Here is a 16,218-nt window from a genome sequence, read left to right as displayed (position 1 = left end):
CCTGTAGGAGCGAGCCTGCTCGCGATGGACTGGAGAACACCGCGGGGTGCCAGGCTCCCCGCGTTATCGTTAACGATCATCGCGAGCAGGCTCGCTCCCACAAGGGGGGCATCGTTGCCCTAGGGATTACTGACCAGTTCCAGCCACTCGGTAAACAACCGCACCTTCGACAAGCCCCGTTTGTCGTTCGCCACGTCCAGCCAATAGCCGTACGGCCCGACCACTTCCACCGGGGTGATGGGTAACAGGCTGCCGTTGGCCAGTTCCTTTTCGATCATCTGCCGGTCGATCACCGCCAGGCCGCCACCGGCCAGTGCGGTATGGATCACCTGATCCAGGGTGCTGAATTCCAGGCCTTGCCCGGCGTCGACATCTTCCCGGCCCATCGCCGCCAACCAGTTCTCCCAGACCTTCAAGCGCTTGCCGTTGTGCAGGATGTGCAGCAGCGGAAATTGCTGCAGGTCCGGTGCCTGGCCGTCGATGAACAGCTCCGGGCTGGCCACGGCGATGTGCCGTTCCATCACCAGCAACTGGCTGTGGCATTGGGGGGCGGCTTCGAGGCCGAAGCGGATGTGGCAGTCGATTTCGGCGAGGCTGTCGTGACTGGCCTGATGGGTGACGCTCAGGCTGATGTCCGGGTAGCGCTGGCAGAAGGCGCGCAAGTGCGCCGATAGCCAGCGAGTGGCCCAGGTCGGCGGGGCGACGATGCGCAGGCGCTGACGCAGGTTGGGCACGCGCACCGCCTGCAGGGCACGCTCGATGTGGTCGAAGGCGTCGCTCAGGTGCGGCGAGAGGGCGATGCCGGCTTCGGTCAGGGACAGGCCCTGGGGCGTGCGAATGAACAACGCCACCCCGAGGTAGTCTTCAAGCTGCTTGATCTGCCGGCTGACCGCGCCCTGGGTAACATTCAGGCCCAGGGCGGCCTGGCTGAAACTGCGATGCCGCGCGACCTCTTCGAAGACGCGCAGCATGTTGAGCGAGGGCAGTTGACGCATGGAAGAAGGGGCTCCGTACCTGACGCCGTCCGATGCAGCGTGGGGTGGTGTTTTGGCTGTCTATCTGACTATTAGCGCGGAGCCGATGCAAGCGTTGTCTTCTCTGGGATCTGAGTCAGATGAATCTGATGGAAATGAGCACGGCCGACTATTTACAGCGAGTCATGAAATGAAAAGTTTTTGACGTGAACTGCGTGGTTCGAGCCATTCGTTCTTCAGTACCTTCGGCTGTCTTGACTGATGTTGATCCGCCTCCCTGAAGCATCGATGGCGTGAAGGGTGGATACCCCGAAAAACTGAGGAGCTTGTATGCGAGTCAATACGCCTGTCACTGATCGGGAACGTGACTTTCCCGCCGAGCAGCGGCTGATCTCAGCGACCGATACGCAGGGTCGAATCACTTACTGCAACGACGAGTTCGTCGTTGTCAGTGGTTTCTCCAGGGAGCAGTTGATGGGCAGTGGGCACAATATCGTCCGCCATCCGGATATGCCCGCAGTTGTCTACGAACATATGTGGAGTCACCTCAAGGCAGGCAAAGCCTGGATGGGAATAGTCAAGAATCGTTGCAGCAACGGCGACTTCTATTGGGTCAGTACCTATGTCACTGCGATTCGGCAGGACGGCCAGATAATCGGCTACGAATCGGTGCGGGTAAAGGCTGAGACTGACCAGGTCAAGCGTGCGATTGCGTTGTATGCCCGATTGCGCCAGGGGCGGTCGGCGGTCAGTCTGGCGCAGCGCTTGAGTATTTTTTCCCGATTCCTCCTGTTGCCGCTACTCGGCGGGCTGTTGGGGGCACTCCTGTTGACGCAGGGGATGCCCGTAGGGGCTTTTGTTTGTATGGTCACGTTATCGATCGCGCAAACGGTGATGTCATTGCAATTCGTGCGTCGCGCGCTGACAAAGATTCATGAAGCCGCGCCACAGGCGTTTGACAGCGAACTGGTTGCGCTCACCTACAGCAGCGAATCGGGTGCAGTTGCACGACTGCAAATGGCGTTGATCAGCGAGGGGGCGCGTATTCGCACAGCGCTCAGCCGTCTGGGTGATTACGCGGACCAAACAGCCAACCTGGCCTCCTGCAACGGTCAGTTGGTCAATCAGGCTGAAACAGCGCTGAAAGTACAATGCATTGAAGCGGACATGGCCGCCGCCGCCATGCATGAAATGGCGGCCTCAATCGTACAAGTGTCGGCGCATGTACAGGACACGGCACAGAGTGCGCGCGAGGTTAACCAGTTATCCACCGGTGGTGCGCAGCAGGTTGTCCAGACACGTCGGGTGATCGAGAGACTGGCCGACACCGTAGACGACATCAGTCGGTCGGTCGACAACCTGGCCACGCAAACGGAGTCGATCCACCAGGCTGCCAGCATGATTCAGGCAATTGCCGAGCAGACCAACCTTCTGGCGCTGAATGCCGCCATCGAAGCTGCGCGCGCGGGTGATCAAGGGCGCGGTTTTGCGGTGGTGGCGGACGAGGTTCGGGCTCTGGCCTCTAAAACCCGCGACTCCACGAAATTCATCCAGCAGATCATCAGCACCTTGCAGCACGAAGCCCAGCAAGCGGTGGACATTGCCGGTAAAGGCAGTGAGGAAGCACGTACTGGCGTCAAGCATGTGGTCGATACCGAGCGCGCGCTGGACGGGATCACGCTCGCGGTCAGTGGTATCCACGAAAGGGTCGAGCAGATGGCTGCGGCAACCGAACAGCAGAATCAGGTCGCCGGTAATATTGCCCGACAGATCACCACGATATCTCAGGCTGCGCAGAGTAATTCCGAGCTCACCGGTCGTTCCCTTTTGCTCGGTCGCGAATTGGAAGCCACCGCTAATTCGTTGCACTTGCTGGTTGAGCGTTTCAACGCATGAGGGAGTCAGCGGCGGCATAAATGAAATCGTTTTTGTTGCCTTTGACGAACGGCTTAACGTATTGCGGGGCGACCAGCTTCACCTCGTGGCCCAACGCACCGACGCAACTGCGGAAGAGCCAGGAAGAGGCCGAGGCAAGGAAGTAGCTAGGTGCCTGGCCTGAGAGTAGCCGTGAAGACCAGCTCGCCATGCTATGCATTCCGCCGCAGTTGATGGGGGTAGTGCCACAGAGTTCTGGGGGGATCGACTCGAGACGCGTCGGAAATGTGTGTCATCAACGAACTGGAGCCTGAACAGGTCAAGCTAAAACAGACCAAAATGTGATTGGGCGAGAGCAATAAGGCCCCCAATCTATTGGCTGCTGTTGGCCGATTGCTGGCTGCCACTAAAGCCGCAACCGGCCAATTGTTACCTGCCGAAAAAGCAACGCCCCGATCCATGATCCATACCCGGATTTCAGTCCCTCAACTGCGCCAATACCGCATTGACCATGTTGTTGAACGTAACCGGTGAATCGATCACCCGGGCAGCAACCTTTGCTTCGCCATCTGCGCTGGTGGCACGCCTGGCTTGATCGGCAGTGGAGGACAATTTTACGATGACGACCTCGCGCTTCGGGTTGATGTAGATTTTTTGTCCGAAGCGACCACTAGCCTCCACTGATCCTTCGCCATCATTTCGCTGAAACCAATAGTTGCGGTAGGCATAACCAGGCCGGCCTGGCGCGAGGTTGCCTTGAGCGAAAATCGTTGGGTCACCCGGCTGGAAAGTACTGCGCACCGCCTGGTTGAAGCTATCGCTGCCCTGCTTTCGGGCCAACTCTCGGCGTACCAGTTCGGCGAAGCGCGCAGTATCGCGAAGGTTACTGCTGATCCCGCCGCTGGCCATCTCGGTGCCCAATTCGTCGATCTGGACATAGGCATCTTCCTGGGCGAAGCGCGACCAGATGCGTTGCTGGACCAGTTGCGCCCAATTCAATCCGGATATACGCCGCAGGGCCCAGGCCATCGCCTCGGGCGAACCGTTCTGGTAAAAAAATCTGCCTTCTCCAGGGGCCATTTGCGCGATTTTCAGAAAGGCATAGATATCGCCGGGCATCGTTGCGTTACGCGGGATCAACCCGGTCGCGGCGAACAGGCCGAGGTCAGGTGGCACCGCTTCGGGGTATGCCACGGCCACCTGCATATCAAGGTTGGCCTGCACCGTGGCCTCGCCGAATGGCGTACCGCTCAGCTCAGGGACATAGCTGGCCAGTTTCGCCTGCGGGTCGAGCGTGCCTTCGGCGATGAACTGTGCCGCTAAAAGGCCGGTGACCGACTTGGTCATCGAAGCCCAGATGTGTGGCTGGCCGGGTTCGAATCCTTCAAGGTAACGCTCAAAGATAACGTTGCCGCGCTGTAGCACGATCAGCCCATCGGTCGAGGTATCTTGCAGGTAACGGGCGAGTGTCAGGTCCTCTTCGCCGGCCTTGAAAGTGACCTGGTCGAGATCGCGCGTTGCAGCGTCGATCAATGACAAGGGGCGCGCAGCTCGACCGATGTTGCGCGTCGCGGACACTTCACGGGCGTGACGTATTGACCAGCGCAGGAAGGGCGGTTGGAAGGCGTTGACTTTGTTCACACGAAACTCCGGTGCAGGTGGAAACCCTTGCATGACGCCGTTATCGGTCGAGCCATTCGCCGCGAGGGCCGGCCAGGTTGCGCTGCAAAGCAGCAGCGCGACTCCCAGGACGAAATTGGCTGTGGACTTGGCAGATTCGGGCCGGGTGGGACATTTATGCATTGTCGTTATCCTTTTAGGCTTAGAAGGTGGCACCAACACCGATCGAAACGAAGTCGCGATCGCCACGCGTGCCGTAGGTGCCATCGATGTAATCGGTGTAAGACAGGCTCATCGAATACGTACTCATGAACGTAGCGTCGAGGCCGATGCTGACGGAGCGCGAACCTTCGTTGAAGGCCGAGCCGTCGCCTGGCGAGTAACCCTCTACGTCATGCGACCAGGACAGGTTGGGTCGCAGGTCCAGACCCTGCATCACGCCCGAATAACTCCAGGTGGCCCGCATCCGATACCCCCAGGAGAACGGTGTGACGAAGCCTTCGTCGTTGCAATATTCCGGGCTGTTCGAGATGGACAGGCAGACGTTGTTGTCTATCAGCTCGCCACTGTTATAGGCCCCGGAGCGGCCATAGCGTGGCCCGTTTTTCCCCTCCAGGCCGCCGACATAGGTGGCGCCGAGCTCACCGACCAATATCACTTGATTGGCGCCCATGACCTGGCCGAAAGAGTGCATCGCCGAGACCTGCGCCTGGGTGACTTCCTTGCGCCGATACCCATTGAACAATGTCGAGTCGGTCGTTGGTCGCTGCCCGGGTTCGGACAAAGGGCTGCGACCGTTGGCGTTAAGCAGCGACTGCAGCACATCAGTGCCATTGAGTTGCACGGGCATGTTCGGGCGGTAGCTCAGCTCGCCCTGAAGCGCCGTGCCGGTGCGCAGGGTGGTGGAGAATGTCGCGCCATACAGGCGGATATCCTCAGGGTATTGTGCGAGATACCGGGAAGTGCCCATGCGCAACGCGCCTGCAAGGGTCTGGCCTGAGCTGGAAGCCAGAAAGGCGCCGCAGCCGGCTGATGGCACCCCAAGGTTGCTGCACAGCTGGGGAGCGAAACCGGTATTGCTGTAATACGGGCTGCTGACCGTTCCAAGATAAGGCGAACGGCTGTGATAGTTGGCGGCGTAAACACCGAACTCGGCATCCAGCGGCGCGACGTACCAGCGAACAGACAAGCCCCACTGGCCACTGTTGCGAGCATCCTGATCGCCCGCTCGAGGGATGCGTACACCTTCCTCGTTCATGACCACGCCGAATGGCCCAAGACCTCGATTTGCCACCGTGAGGTTGACCTGCCGACCGCCAACGTCGAGGCTCTCGCAACCCTCGGGGATGAAATCATTGCCCGAAAAGAATGTGCCGCAGTTGTCCAGTTGCGTCTGTTCCCAGTCCAATTGATAGAAGGCGTCAAAGGACAGTGCTTCGTTGATGTTCTGTGTCACGTACAGCAAGTTGACCGGCACCAGCGCGTCCTTGACCTCCGAACCTGGGCGGCGCAGGGCGGCCTGGTTAAAGGGGTTGACGACGTTCAAGCCGCCCTGGATAAAAATGCTCTCGCCCCAGTTCACCACTTGTTTACCCAAGCGTGCCGAACCTGGCTCACCGTTTATGTCGTAGAAGTAATAGGCGAATGCATCGAGCAGCTGGGAGCCTGCGGTCTTTGCTGATGTTTTGCGATTGTTGTCTTCGATGTTCTTGAAGCGTTGGCTGTGATCGCGCTGCGCCGTGTCGTACCAGTAGGTTCCGCGCACGAACATGCCCAGGTTGTCGAGTTTGAGTTCCAGGTCATGGGTGCCTTTGAATATCGTCGAGAACACATCCCCGGATCGATAATTACGCCGCCCGTCATTGCCGTTGGCGGCCGCCACCTGCAGCTTGTCCGGATTGGCTGTGCTGACGCCGACACCTAATGCCAGGGCCGAATCGAACTGGCCTTCAATCTCACCCAGTTCAAATTGCATGGCATCAACGGGGGTGACGAGAAGACTGCACGATAGTAATAGCAGTGATGACTGAAGCCGGTGGGGACAGATAGCGTTCACTCTTAACCTCTTATTGTGCTTATTAGAGAGTGAGGGGATGGGACAACGGAGCGAAGATCCTGGCTGTTGACTGCCGTTGGCTTGGTCGTTGTCGGTCGCGAGGGATAATAGGGAGGCGGCGGATCAGCTCACAAATAGCGTCTTTGGATTGTTGCCATAACATTTTGGCATGGCTGACGCAGGCATTTGAGACGGCAGGTTGAGCCAGCTAAAACCGCTATACCCGGCATCAAGAACTGATATTACGTTTGCCGTTGCGCCGCTGTTTAGGATCGTCCCGGTCTTAACTGTCGACGAGAACAACACAGTGAACCTTGGAAAAATAATCAGTCGAAGTGCCAAGTACTGGCCTGAGCGAATGGCCGTCATCGATGTCAACACGCGAGTGACCTTCGCTCAGCTCGAACAGCGTACAAACCAGCTTGCCTCGGCGTTACTGGGCCAGGGCATTACCCTTGGCGAGCACGTCGCCATCCTCGCCGAGAACCGGGTTGAACTGGTCGAGGCCGAAGTCGCGTTCTATAAGACCGGCCTGGTGAAGGTTCCCGTCAATGCGCGCCTGTCACTGGACGAAGTCATCCAGATCATCAACGACTCTTGCAGCGTCGCGCTGATCACCACGCCTGTATTTGCCGAGGCCTTGACTGCCCGCCGGGCTCAGGTCCCCGCGCTGCGTCTGATCGTGGCGCTGGGAGATGAGGGCGGTGATGTCGCCTACTCGGCACTGCTGAGCCAGGGCGACCAGCAGCCGATCAGTTGCGACCCGTCGGACGACGCACTGGCCGTGTTGCATTACACCTCCGGCAGCTCCGGTGTGCTGAAGGCCGCCATGCTCAGCGTCGGTAATCGCAAGGCGCTGATCCGCAAGAGCATCGCCAGCCCCACCCGGCGTGCCGCACCGGGTGATGTCATGGCCCACGTTGGCCCGATCACCCATGCCAGCGGCATGCAGTTGATGCCGTTGCTGGCGGTCGGCGCCTGCAACCTGTTGCTGGAACGCTACGACGATCAACTGCTGCTCGAAAGCATTCAGCGTGAACGCGTCACCCGGTTATTCCTGGTGCCCGCGATGATCAACCGATTGGTGAATTTCCCGGGCGTGGAGCGCTACGACCTCAGCAGCCTGAGTCTGGTCATGTACGGCGCTGCGCCGATGGCGCCTTCTCTGGTCAAGCGCGCCATCGAAGTGTTCGGGCCGATCCTGGCACAAGGTTATGGTGCCGGCGAAACCTGTTCGCTGGTCACGGTACTGACCGAGCAGGACCACCTGTGCGAAAACGGCGACTTTCGACGCCTCGCCTCCTGCGGGCGCTGTTACTTCGAGACCGACCTGCGGGTGGTCAACGAGGACTTCCAGGATGTGCAGCCGGGCGAAATCGGGGAGATCGTGGTCAAGGGACCGGACATCATGCAGGGCTACTGGCGCGCGCCAGAGCTCACCGCCGAGGTCATGCGCGATGGTTACTACCTCAGTGGCGACCTGGCGACAGTCGATGATCAGGGGTATGTGTTCATCGTCGACCGCAAGAAGGAAATGATCATTTCCGGAGGCTTCAACATTTATCCGACGGAAGTCGAGCAGGTGCTCTACAACTTGCCTCAAGTCTTCGAGGCGGCGGTCGTTGGCGTGCCGGACGAGCAGTGGGGCGAGTCGGTGCGAGCCGTTATCGTACTCAAGCCGGGCACCGCACTGAGTGAGGTCGAGGTCATCGATCACTGCGCGCGAAACCTGGCCGGGTTCAAGAAACCCCGTGCCGTGGATTTCGTCAGCGAACTCCCGAAGAACCCCAACGGCAAAGTGGTTCGCCGTCTTATTCGCGATGCCTACTGGCAAAACTGCGACCGCCGCATCTGACAAGGAGATCACCATGTATCAGCCAAGTGAAAAAGCCAGCCAAATCATCGAGGCCATCGGTGGCTTCATTCGCGACGAAATTCTGCCCCTTGAACAGCGCGAAGGCCTGAGTTGGGCCCAGCCCCATCCTCGCGACGTGCTGCAGCAGGTCTGGCAGCGTTCCTGCGACCAGGGTTTTTACAACATCATGCTGCCCGAGGCCATCGGAGGCGCCGGGCTGAACGTTTCAGACCTGTGTGCAGTGAAGGAGTCCACGGTGCTGAGCGGTTCCATGCTGGCTCCGCACATCCTCGGTGAGCTGTCCGGTCCACCGCGCATCGGGCATCTGTTCAAGGTCGCCAGCCCTTGGCAAATCGAATCTTTCCTGCAGCCGGTGTGCCGTGCCGAGAAGGCCGTGTGCTTCGCGCTGACCGAGAGTGAAGCCGGCTCCGATGCAACGGCAATCAAGACGAATGCACGCAGCGACGGTGAAGATTATGTGCTCAACGGCAGCAAGCGTTTCATCTCGGGTGCTCCCTATGCCGATATCGCGGTGCTGCTCGCCGTTACCGGACCAGGCGCCGGCGCCCAGGGGATTTCGGCGTTCTTCGTCGATCTGAAGGCGCCAGGCGTGCGCATAGAGAGCGATTACGCGGTGATGTCCGGCGGTGGCGCCCATGGCGATATCTTCCTGGAAGAAGTTCGGGTGCCCGCGGCCCAGCGCATTGGCGAAGAAGGACAGGGATTCAAGCTGGCGATGGGGCGGATCACCCTTAATCGCTTGCTGCATTGCCCGACCTTGCTAGGCCTGGCGGGCCTGGCGCTGAACCTGTCGATCGACTACGCCCGTACACGCAAGCAGTTCGGCCAGCCGATCGCAATGTTCCAGTCGATCAACCACATGATTGCCGACATGGCGACCGAGTTGCATGCGGCGCGCAGCATGGTGTACGCGACAGCCGCGGTGAATGATGCCGGTGGGGATATCCGTACCCAGGCTTCCATGTGCAAGCTGTTCGTGTCCGAGACCGCTTTCCGTATCGCAGACCGCGCGGTGCAGATTCACGGCGGAGCGGGGCTGCTGCGTGGCCATCCGGTGGAGTGGATTTTCCGCGCGACCCGTATGATGCGCATCCTCACCGGCACCAGTGAAATTCAGCGCAACACCATTGCCAAGGGTGTCCTGATGCCCGAGTAGCTGTGCCCGCCGCACGTCCGGTCGCACCTGACCGGACGCTCTGACAAGAACAATAACGAGAGACAACCATGACTCACACTGACAACACCGCACGTCTGGGCACGGCCTGGATGGTTGCGGTACTGCTGGCACTGCTGATGCTGGTCAACTTCCTCGACAAGGTCGTCATTGGCCTGGTTGCAGTGCCGATGTCCAAGGAGCTTGGCCTGTCACCGACCGAGTTCGGTCTGGTAGGTGGCGCACTGCACTGGTTCTTCGCGATTTCCGCAGTGATCGGCGGCTTCGTCGCCAATCGTCGCCCCACGCGCACCCTGCTGTTGGGCATGGGCGCGTTCTGGGCGCTCATTCAGCTTCCGATGCTGTTCGTCACGTCCATGTGGGCAATCGTGGCCTGTCGTGTGCTGCTGGGCATTGGCGAAGGGCCGGCGTCGCCGGTGGCCACCCACGCCTTGTACAAATGGTTTCCCAACGACCGTCGCAACCTGCCGGTTGCAATGCTGCATACCGGCAGTGCCTTTGGCCTGCTGGTCGCGGGCGCGATGATCCCGTGGATCAGCGTGCATTACGGATGGCGCATGAACTTCATCGTCCTCGCTGCAATCGGCGCGGTCTGGTGCGTGTTGTGGTGGTTGCTGGGACGCGAAGGCACGCTCGATCGCATTCGCCCCGGCCAGCTCGCGCAGGACGAGGAGCGCGTGCCTTATAAACGATTGCTCACGGACAGTACGGTACTGAGCAATTACCTCTGTCATTTCGCTGCCAATTGGTCTTTGGCGCTGACGCTGACCTGGGTGCCGAGCTATCTGGAGAATGGCCTGGGTGTCGATCCGATCATGACCGGCCGGGTGTTTGTACTGTTCGTCATCGTCACCACGCCGCTCAGCCTGTTCATGGCCTGGTTATCGCAGCGCATGATGCGCGGCGGCATGGCGACGCGCTGGTCACGCGGTGCGTTCGTTTCGTTCTGCCTGATTGCCAGTGGTCTTCTGAGCGCCGCGCTTTTCCTGCCGGGACTGTCGAGCATTGAGCGGATCGTCTGCCTGACATTCAGCGGCGGCCTGGCGCTGGTGATGTATTCGGTGGGGCCGGCCATGCTCGCCGAGTTCACGCCGGGCAGCCAACGCGCAGGCATCCTGGCGATTGGCAACGGCATCGCCTCGCTGGCCGGTTTGTCGGCGCCTGTGGTCACCGGCATCCTGGTGCAGGGCGCGGGCGCCGAGCACCCGGCCGGTTACGGGGAGGGGTTCCTGGTCTGCGGCGCGGTGTTGGTGGTCGCGGGGCTGATCGGGTTGTTCCAGATGGATCCTCAGAAAACCCGGGAGCGGCTGCATCAGGTCGTCGGTGTCGCCGAGCCGCGGGTCAGTTGACACCGCCGGGCGCTGCGCAATTGAGGCGCAGCGCCCTCAGCGATGGGCCTGGCTCGAGTCTTCCTCGGGCGTGCGCTCGATCAAGCTGCCTTTCCAGCGGGCGTCGACCACCGCCTCGATGAGTAGACCGCGCACCAGATCGCGCATGCAGGTTGCCGCAAACGACAGCGGCTTATGCTGCGAGTAGGCCAGGGAAATGGTTCGGGTAATCCGGGGCTCCACGATCAGCCGTGCCGATATCGGTTCCAGCAGCTCCGTCAGCGGCGGCCAATTGCTGATGGTCGCCGCCAACCCGGCGCGCACCAGGCTGCTGATGCCCGGGGCAGACTGCTGTTCATAGCTTGAATCGAGCGTCACCCCGGTTTCCATTGCCGCTTGCTCGATACGCCGGCGCAGGTGCAGGGCGCGCGGGGGCATCACCAGCCGGGTCGCCGCGGCTTCGGCCAGAGTAATGGGCGAGTTGTCAGCTTCTTGAGCCGGTGTGCCGACCCAATACAGGTCTTCGGTGAAGACCGGTTCGGCAATCACGTGTTCCAGTTCTTCAGCGTTTGGCACTACCCCGAAATCCACTTTGCCCATTTCGATCGCCTGGCCGCCTTCGCGACTCAGGCCATCCCATATCGTTAGCTTGATCCCCGGAAACTTGGCCTGTGCCTGGGTGATGATGGTGGGCAGCAGCAGAGCCGACGCTGTCGCGGGTATGGAAATCGACACATGACCCATCGGATTGCCCTGGCTCGATTTGAGTTCGTCCTTCACCGAGTCGAGCTTCTGAATCACCGATCGCGCCACTTCGTACAACTGTCGGCCGGCATCGGTCAATTCAATGCCATCGTGCTGGCGGGCCAGTAACTGCATGTCCAGTTCGCTTTCCAGTAAACCGATCTGGCGGCTCAAGGCGGGCTGGGCGATGAACGCCCGGCGTGCGGCATTGGAGAAGCTTCCCGCTTCTGCAATGGCGATCAAGTAACGCAGTTGTTTCAAGGTCATGGGCAAATCTCTGGCTATGCCGAACTGATATGGCAACTATCTGAAGACGCTATTTGTCGGGGCCCAAGGCCCTACTTAGTATCCATTGATACTCAAGAAGAGGCTATCGGACCCCCCATAAAGATTGATCTTTCCACCTGCCCCGTCATGCGTTTGAAGCGTAATCGGTGGGGCATGCATTTGTTCACTCTCTGATAAACACAATAAGAGGTTAAGAGTGATGACAACCCGCACCCGAGGTTTTTTTCGGTCGTCGATGGCCCCCTTTTCCTGCTGCCTGCTGCTGGGAATGTCATGGACGACGGCAGCGCTGGCCACAGGCGAGTTGCCCCCTGAGCTGACGCCCATAGGCGCCCAACGAGGTGCTTCCGCTGACGGTCGAATCCCGGCCTGGCAGGGCGGGCTCACGGCAGCACAGCAACGATTGGAAAGTAACGGCACGCCGATCGACCCCTTCGCCGATGAGCGACCGCTGTACGAAATCACTGCGCGCAATTACAAGCAGTATGAGGATCAACTGTCGGCCGGGCAGATCGCTTTGCTCAAGCGATTTCCCGAGACGATGAAACTGCCGGTCTATCCCACCCATCGCAGTGTCGCCGTCCCTGCGGCGCTTGCCGCATCGGCTGCTCGCAATGCTCAATTCGCGCAACTGGCGGATCAAGGCAATGGCCTGCGCGGCTTTGCCGGGGCGATCGCTTTCCCTGTTCCGCGCAACGGCCTGGAGGTCATCTGGAATCATCTGACGCGCAACCGCAACGCCAGTTACAGCCTTGTCTCCGACAGCGTCACGCCGTTGGGCAACGGACGCTTTACCCTGATGAGCGCACGTCAGGAATTCGCCCGCCCGGACGGGCTGCCGGACGCAGGGGCCGACAATATCCTTTATTACTTCACTTACCGCATGACCGCGCCGTCGCGGCTCGCCGGAGATGCGATGGTGGTGCATGAAACGCTCGACCAGGTCGCCGAGCAACGACTGTCCTGGGTCTACAGTTCCAGCCAGCGACGGGTCAGGCGTGCTCCGGGTATCGACTATGACACGACCGGTCCCGGGACGGCGGGCCTGCGCACGGCCGACAGTCGTGACATGTTCAATGGCGCGCCGGATCGTTATGACTGGCATCTGGTGGGCAAGAAATTGCTGCACGTACCCTATAACAGCTATCGCCTGGCTTCACCCCACCTGCGTTACAGCGAGCTAATTCGCCCAGGGCATGTCGACCCCGTACCGACCCGCTACGAATTGCACCGGGTGTGGGAGGTCGTGGCGACCCTGAAACCCGGTGCCCAACACATCTACGCCAAACGTCATTACTACATCGACGAAGACACCTGGGCGATTCTCGAGGCTGACGTTTACGATCAACGGGGAACGTTGTGGCGCACGTCCGAGGCGCACAGTTTTTACCACCCCGGCGGTGAGGCTGCCGTCAATGCCATGGAGGTCACCTATGATTTGAAGAGCGGCCGTTATCACGTTTCGGGTTTGATCAATGAGCAGCGCAAACCTTATGTCTTCAATCTGCCGACCAGCCTTTCGTACTTTTCACCGGGCGCATTGCGCAGCTTCGGTGTGCGCTGATGGGGATGCCGCAAAAGCGCCGTACCTTGACTGAAGCCCTGTTGGGCGCAGGTGAGTCGCCTGATCCGCGATTCACGCTGGCCAATGAGCGCACCTTTCTCGCCTGGATTCGCACTTCACTGGCGCTGCTTGGGGGAGGGATCGCCGTCGAAGCACTCGCCGGGGAGGTCTTCGAACCTCGGCTACGCATGGTCATGGCGATCAGTTTGATGCTACTGAGCCAGGTGGTGAGCATCGGTGCATGCGTGCGCTGGCTCAAGGTGGAGCGAGCGCTGCGTCAGCGCCAGCCGCTGCCTCTGCCGACGCTCGCGCCGCTGCTGGCATTGGGATGTCTGACGGCGGTCGTGCTGATCGCCAGTGTGCTTTGGCCTCGCTGGCATGGGTGATCCGGGGCTGCAGGCGGAGCGCACCGAATTGGCATGGCGAAGGACGTTGTTGGCGTTGCTGGTGGTGCTGGTTCTGGCGGGGCGGGCTGGTGACCTGATGTCGGTGGGGATGGGCGGTGTCGTCGCGCTGACTTTGCTTGCAAGGCAAGGCCGCCGCTATCGTCAGGGATTGGCGATGCTCCAGTCGGAGCGGGCAGCGCCAGCCTCGCCGGCGATCCTGGCATTAGGCGCGTCGGTGTGTTTGCTGGCGCTCATCGGCATCATCGGGTTGCTGAGCGGCGCCTGACGCGCCGCCCACGCGGCTCACGGTGTGACGATATTGAAACGCGCGTCCGCTTCCTCCAGCCCACCCATGAAACGCAGGAATTTAACCCGTTCACCCTTGATCGTGATATCGCCCAGCGTTGCTTCTTTGAGAAAACCCGTCTGCTTGAGTGCGATGCGATCCAGCGTCGATTTCTTCATGCTGATTTGCACGTCGGCCTGGTCATGTCGTGCAAGGTCGCGGTGGGTGAGTACGCCATTGCGCAGGGTCAAGGCGTAATCCTCGTTCAGATCGGTGAAGCGCCAGTTGATGGTCAGGTCGTTGTCGGCAGCTTTCAGTGCATCGACGCGAACGCCGAGGTAATCGAAAAACATCGTCGGTGTCAGCGCCCGCACCATGTCATCGGTATTGCCGCCGCTGCCAGTGGCGGCGGCCACGCCATCGCGCAGTTCCTGGGCGCCGCTAAGGTAGGCATTGCGCCAGGTGGCGTTCTCGCTCTGATAGCCCAGTTGCTCCAGTGCATCGGCCTGCAATTGGCGCGCAGCGGCGTTGTCGGGCTCGGCAAATACCAGATGGTTGGTCAGTTGCGCCACCCAGCGATAGTCCCCTTCGTCGAAGGCTTTACGCGCGTGGCTCAGGACCTGGTCGGCACCGCCCATGGCTGCGACGTAACGCTTGCCAGCCGCTTGGGGCGGCAGCGGATTGAGGTTCGCCGGGTTGCCATCATAGAAACCCATGTAACGCTGGTACACGGCGCGCACGTTGTGGCTCAACGAGCCGTAGTAATCGCGGCTGTACCACTTGCTGGCCAGGCGCGGCGGCAACGAGCTCAGGGTCTCGGCGATTTCCATTGGCGTCTGGCCCTGATTGATCAGGCGCAGGCTCTGGCTATCGATGAATGCATACATGTCGCGCTGGTCAGCCAGATAATCGCGTATCTGCGCGCTCCCCCAAGTGGGCCAGTGGTGCTGGGCGAAGACCACCTCGGCCTGATTGCCGTAGCGCACCAGGGACTCGTCGAGGTAATGCGCCCAGATCTTCGGGTCGCGAACCAGTGCACCGCGCAGGGTCATCACGTTGTGTTGGACGTGAGTTGCGTTTTCGGCCATGCACAGCGCCTTGAACCGTGGGAAATAGATGTTCATCTCTGCCGGCGCCTCGGTGCCAGGCGTGAGCTGGAATTCGACTTCAATTCCCTCCAGGGTCAGGCGTTCCAGTGGCTTGCTGATTTCCCGGGTGGGGGCGATCAGGCTGACCGTCGCGTTTGCCGGTACGCCCTTGCCCAGCCCGGCGTCGACCTGGCCCCGCTCACCGCGCGGCAGCCCGGCCCCGTACATGTATTGGGCACGACGTTTCATCGCCGGTCCGGCCAACACGTTCTCGCCGATGGCGTGCTCAAAAAAGCCTTGGGGCGCGATGACCTGAACCTTGCCGGCCTTCACGTCCGCTTCGTCGATCACCCCACGCACCCCGCCGAAATGGTCGACGTGCGGGTGCGTATAAATCACCGTCGTCACCGGTTTGCGCGGACGGTGCTTGAAGTACAGTTCCAGGCCGGCTCTGGCGGTTTCCACCGCCAGCAGCGGGTCGAGCACGATAAGCCCGTTATCGCCCTCGACAATGGTCATGTTCGCCAGGTCCATGCCACGAATCTGATAGATACCCTCGGTGACCTTGAACAGACCGGCAAGCGTATTGAGCTGCGCGATGCGCCACAGACTCGGGTTGACGGTCCCGGGCGCCTCTTTGCGGTTCAGAAACGCATATTGCTTCAAGTCCCAGACTGTTTTGCCCCCCGCGTTACTGACGACATCCTCATACCGCTCGATCAGGCCCCGTTCAGCGGCCTCGAAATCTCCACGATCGGCGAAAGGCAGTCGCTGCAGCCATTGCTGGTTGTTTTGCAGGGTGATGGTTGTCGCATCCTTGGCAGGCGTAGTGGCGAGACTCGTCAGTGGTACCAGCATGGCGAGGGTGAGCAAAGGCTGTGAAAAACGCATGGAGCAGTCCTTGTTATTGTTCGGGCGATCCACTGTAGGGAGCGGTTCGGGTCGCAGCCAATACCAGA

The 16,218-nt window shown here is 60.4% G+C and carries 12 protein-coding genes and 1 pseudogene; 7 read left to right on the top strand and 6 right to left on the bottom strand.

Annotated features, from left to right (window positions below; translation table 11 throughout):
- Nucleotides 1-119: 119 nt before the first annotated feature.
- The gene (locus tag ACGJAX_RS25015; protein ID WP_090323353.1) at nt 120-995 is read right to left on the bottom strand and encodes a LysR substrate-binding domain-containing protein; all 876 of its coding nucleotides are present in this window, start codon (nt 993-995) and stop codon (nt 120-122) included.
- 309 nt (nt 996-1,304) lie between these two features.
- Between ACGJAX_RS25015 and ACGJAX_RS25010 the strand changes: the two genes are divergently transcribed.
- Nucleotides 1,305-2,870 carry a methyl-accepting chemotaxis protein gene (locus tag ACGJAX_RS25010; RefSeq protein WP_390956541.1) on the top strand — a complete coding sequence of 522 codons (1,566 nt, stop codon included), beginning with the start codon at nt 1,305-1,307 and terminating at the stop codon, nt 2,868-2,870.
- Nucleotides 2,871-2,877: 7 nt separating this feature from the next.
- Here ACGJAX_RS25010 and ACGJAX_RS25005 read toward each other — a convergent pair.
- From ACGJAX_RS25005 to ACGJAX_RS24995, 3 genes and pseudogenes are all read right to left on the bottom strand, one after another.
- Nucleotides 2,878-2,991: pseudogene (locus ACGJAX_RS25005) on the bottom strand (IS110 family transposase); the annotation flags it as partial.
- Between the two features lie 335 nt (nt 2,992-3,326).
- Nucleotides 3,327-4,736: a serine hydrolase gene (locus ACGJAX_RS25000; RefSeq protein WP_390956540.1), complete on the bottom strand. Its 1,410-nt coding sequence runs from the start codon at nt 4,734-4,736 to the stop codon at nt 3,327-3,329.
- Nucleotides 4,672-6,444, bottom strand: coding sequence for a DUF1302 family protein (locus tag ACGJAX_RS24995; protein ID WP_390956539.1), 1,773 nt, complete (start codon nt 6,442-6,444; stop codon nt 4,672-4,674). The genes ACGJAX_RS25000 and ACGJAX_RS24995 overlap by 65 nt, the downstream gene beginning before the upstream one ends.
- A gap of 388 nt (nt 6,445-6,832) precedes the next feature.
- On the opposite strand from ACGJAX_RS24995, the gene ACGJAX_RS24990 reads away from it, so the two are divergent.
- The 3 genes from ACGJAX_RS24990 (at nt 6,833) to ACGJAX_RS24980 (ending at nt 10,924) form a co-directional block, all read left to right on the top strand.
- Entirely contained in the window at nt 6,833-8,380 is a 1,548-nt protein-coding gene (locus ACGJAX_RS24990) for an AMP-binding protein (RefSeq protein ID WP_390956538.1), read from the top strand.
- A gap of 13 nt (nt 8,381-8,393) precedes the next feature.
- A complete protein-coding gene (locus ACGJAX_RS24985) occupies nt 8,394-9,557 on the top strand; it encodes an acyl-CoA dehydrogenase family protein (protein ID WP_390956537.1) in 1,164 nt (387 codons plus the stop codon).
- A 110-nt stretch (nt 9,558-9,667) separates the two neighbouring features.
- On the top strand, nt 9,668-10,924 hold the full coding sequence (locus ACGJAX_RS24980; RefSeq protein WP_390959990.1) for an MFS transporter: 1,257 nt from the start codon (nt 9,668-9,670) through the stop codon (nt 10,922-10,924).
- A 36-nt stretch (nt 10,925-10,960) separates the two neighbouring features.
- On the opposite strand, the gene ACGJAX_RS24975 is transcribed toward ACGJAX_RS24980, so the two are convergent.
- Nucleotides 10,961-11,914: a LysR substrate-binding domain-containing protein gene (locus tag ACGJAX_RS24975; RefSeq protein ID WP_390956536.1), complete on the bottom strand. Its 954-nt coding sequence runs from the start codon at nt 11,912-11,914 to the stop codon at nt 10,961-10,963.
- Nucleotides 11,915-12,203: 289 nt separating this feature from the next.
- Here ACGJAX_RS24975 and ACGJAX_RS24970 point away from each other — a divergent pair, with 289 nt between their 5' ends.
- Genes ACGJAX_RS24970 through ACGJAX_RS24960 form a run of 3 tightly spaced genes read left to right on the top strand, consistent with a single transcriptional unit; the run spans nt 12,204 to nt 14,171 of the window.
- Nucleotides 12,204-13,499, top strand: coding sequence for a DUF1329 domain-containing protein (locus tag ACGJAX_RS24970; protein WP_390959988.1), 1,296 nt, complete (start codon nt 12,204-12,206; stop codon nt 13,497-13,499).
- Nucleotides 13,499-13,885: a DUF202 domain-containing protein gene (locus ACGJAX_RS24965; RefSeq protein WP_390956535.1), complete on the top strand. Its 387-nt coding sequence runs from the start codon at nt 13,499-13,501 to the stop codon at nt 13,883-13,885. The genes ACGJAX_RS24970 and ACGJAX_RS24965 overlap by 1 nt, the downstream gene beginning before the upstream one ends.
- Nucleotides 13,878-14,171: a DUF202 domain-containing protein gene (locus ACGJAX_RS24960; RefSeq protein WP_390956534.1), complete on the top strand. Its 294-nt coding sequence runs from the start codon at nt 13,878-13,880 to the stop codon at nt 14,169-14,171. Before ACGJAX_RS24965 ends, ACGJAX_RS24960 begins: the two co-directional genes overlap by 8 nt.
- 17 nt (nt 14,172-14,188) lie before the next feature.
- Here the strand turns inward: ACGJAX_RS24960 and ACGJAX_RS24955 are convergent, their stop codons facing one another.
- Nucleotides 14,189-16,150 carry an alkyl sulfatase dimerization domain-containing protein gene (locus ACGJAX_RS24955; RefSeq protein ID WP_390956533.1) on the bottom strand — a complete coding sequence of 654 codons (1,962 nt, stop codon included), beginning with the start codon at nt 16,148-16,150 and terminating at the stop codon, nt 14,189-14,191.
- Nucleotides 16,151-16,218: the final 68 nt, after the last annotated feature.

This window comes from Pseudomonas moorei (genome assembly GCF_042846945.1).
In the GTDB taxonomy this organism is placed as follows: domain Bacteria; phylum Pseudomonadota; class Gammaproteobacteria; order Pseudomonadales; family Pseudomonadaceae; genus Aquipseudomonas; species Aquipseudomonas moorei.
This window is presented reverse-complemented; position numbering and strand designations above follow the sequence as displayed.

Excerpts from the sequence above, each read along its gene's own strand:
- ACGJAX_RS25015 (WP_090323353.1), bottom strand. The coding sequence starts at position 995 with ATGCGTCAACTGCCCTCGCTCAACATGCTGCGCGTCTTCGAAGAGGTC.
- ACGJAX_RS25010 (WP_390956541.1), top strand. The coding sequence starts at position 1,305 with ATGCGAGTCAATACGCCTGTCACTGATCGGGAACGTGACTTTCCCGCC.
- ACGJAX_RS25000 (WP_390956540.1), bottom strand. The coding sequence starts at position 4,736 with ATGGCACCTACGGCACGCGTGGCGATCGCGACTTCGTTTCGATCGGTG.
- ACGJAX_RS24995 (WP_390956539.1), bottom strand. The coding sequence starts at position 6,444 with ATGCAATTTGAACTGGGTGAGATTGAAGGCCAGTTCGATTCGGCCCTG.
- ACGJAX_RS24985 (WP_390956537.1), top strand. The coding sequence starts at position 8,394 with ATGTATCAGCCAAGTGAAAAAGCCAGCCAAATCATCGAGGCCATCGGT.
- ACGJAX_RS24980 (WP_390959990.1), top strand. The coding sequence starts at position 9,668 with ATGGTTGCGGTACTGCTGGCACTGCTGATGCTGGTCAACTTCCTCGAC.
- ACGJAX_RS24975 (WP_390956536.1), bottom strand. The coding sequence starts at position 11,914 with ATGACCTTGAAACAACTGCGTTACTTGATCGCCATTGCAGAAGCGGGA.
- ACGJAX_RS24970 (WP_390959988.1), top strand. The coding sequence starts at position 12,204 with ATGTCATGGACGACGGCAGCGCTGGCCACAGGCGAGTTGCCCCCTGAG.
- ACGJAX_RS24965 (WP_390956535.1), top strand. The coding sequence starts at position 13,499 with ATGGGGATGCCGCAAAAGCGCCGTACCTTGACTGAAGCCCTGTTGGGC.
- ACGJAX_RS24960 (WP_390956534.1), top strand. The coding sequence starts at position 13,878 with ATGGGTGATCCGGGGCTGCAGGCGGAGCGCACCGAATTGGCATGGCGA.
- ACGJAX_RS24955 (WP_390956533.1), bottom strand. The coding sequence starts at position 16,150 with ATGCGTTTTTCACAGCCTTTGCTCACCCTCGCCATGCTGGTACCACTG.